The sequence below is a fragment of the Azospirillum sp. B506 genome (genome assembly GCF_000333595.1).
GTDB lineage: Bacteria > Pseudomonadota > Alphaproteobacteria > Azospirillales > Azospirillaceae > Azospirillum.
This window is the reverse complement of sequence record NZ_BADK01000024.1, coordinates 1-1,709: the sequence shown is the minus strand read 5'-3', so window position 1 is coordinate 1,709 and position 1,709 is coordinate 1. Positions and strand designations below refer to the sequence as shown.

The following is a 1,709-nucleotide window of genomic DNA, read 5'->3' as shown; positions in this document are numbered from 1 at the left end:
CGACCCGACCGACGGGGCGCTGCTGGCGCTGGCGATGAAGGCGGGCTGACCCGGCCGAAGAGGCGCCGCGATACCCGCGCCGCGATGCGCTCCCTTTCGAATCCGAACGACAATATATGGCGACCCTGCACCATGACCATGCCGGCCATGGCATCCTGGTGGTGAAGGGGGCTCCGGAACGGGTGCTGGCGCTGTGTGCGCGGGAACGGCGCGGCGACGGCGGCGCGGCGCTGGACCGGCAGCGCTGGACCGCGCTGACCGCCGAACTGGCCGGGCAGGGACAGAGGGTGCTGGCGCTGGCGATGCGCCGCACCTCCATTGGCCTGTCCGAACTGGTCGACGAGGATCTGAAGGAGGAAGGGCTGGATCTGCTCGGGCTCTGCGGCCTGATCGATCCGCCGCGGGAGGAGGCGCTGGTCGCGGTCGCCGCCTGCCGGCAGGCAGGCATCACGGTGAAGATGATCACCGGCGACCATGCCGCCACCGCCGCCGCCATCGGCCGGCGCTTCGGCCTGCCAGACGGCGTCATCAGCGGGCCGGACCTGGACCGGCTGGACGAAACCGGCTTCGCCGCCGCGGCAGCGTCCAACAGTGTCTTCGCCCGCACCACCCCGGAACACAAGCTGCGCCTGATTGCGGCGCTTCAGGCGGCGGGTGATACCGTTGCCATGACCGGCGACGGCGTCAACGACGCCCCGGCGCTGAAACGCGCCGACATCGGCGTCGCCATGGGCCGCAACGGCACCGAGGCGGCGAAGGAGGTGGCGGCGATGGTGCTGGCCGACGACAATTTCGCCTCCATCGTCCATGCGGTGGAGGAGGGGCGGACCGTCTACGACAATCTGCGCAAGACGATCCTGTTCATGCTGCCGACCAACGGCGCCCAGGCGGTGGTGATCCTGCTGGCGGTGCTGACGGGCAGTATCCTGCCGATCACGCCGGTGCAGATCCTGTGGGTGAACATGGTGACCGCCGTAACCTTGGGGTTGGCGCTGGCCTTCGAGGCGCCGGAACCCGGTGTGATGGCCCGCCCGCCGCGCCCGCGCGACGAACCGATCCTGGCCGGCCGGCTGGTGCGGCGGATGCTGGTGGTGCTGGCCCTGCTGGTGGTGTCGAGCTTCGGCTTCTTCCACTTCCACCGCCTGCAGGGCGACGGGATCGAGGAGGCGCGGACCATCGCCGTCAACGCTCTGGTGGTGGGGGAGATCTTCTTCCTGCTGAGCGCCCGCGACCTGCATGGCCGGAGCAGGCTGCGCGCTGCCGTCGCCGGCAGCCGGCCGGTCTGGCTGTCCATTGCGGCGATGACCCTGCTGCAGCTGGCCTTCACCTATGCCCCGCCCTTGCAAACCCTGTTCGGCACGGCGCCGGTCGGCCTCGCCGCCTGGGCAGCGATGGTTGCCGTCGGCGCCGGGCTGTTCCTGCTGATGGAGCTGGAGAAGCGGTCGGCCATGACCTGAATTTCAAACATCTTAAGTGACGTTTAAAACATCATCATATATATGTCAGATACTGATTTGCATGTATCGGCGAGGTGAGGGGATGATCACGGCTTCGCAGCTGCGCGCCGCGCGGGCGCTCCTTGGGATCGATCAAAGACGCTGGCCGAGATGTCCGGCCTGTCCGTCCCCACCATTCAGCGCATGGAGGCGAGCGATGGAAACGTCCGCGGCGTCGTCGAAAGCCTGACCAGGGTGGTGGAGGCCCTCGAC

General features: G+C 68.5%; 1 protein-coding gene. It reads left to right on the top strand.

Annotated elements, in window-relative coordinates:
- Positions 1–116: 116 nt before the first annotated feature.
- Positions 117–1,457, top strand: a complete 1,341-nt coding sequence (locus tag I71_RS00925; protein ID WP_049975852.1) for an HAD-IC family P-type ATPase — start codon at positions 117–119, stop codon at positions 1,455–1,457.
- Positions 1,458–1,709 lie beyond the last annotated feature (252 nt).

Excerpts from the sequence above, each read along its gene's own strand:
- I71_RS00925 (WP_049975852.1), top strand. The coding sequence starts at position 117 with ATGGCGACCCTGCACCATGACCATGCCGGCCATGGCATCCTGGTGGTG.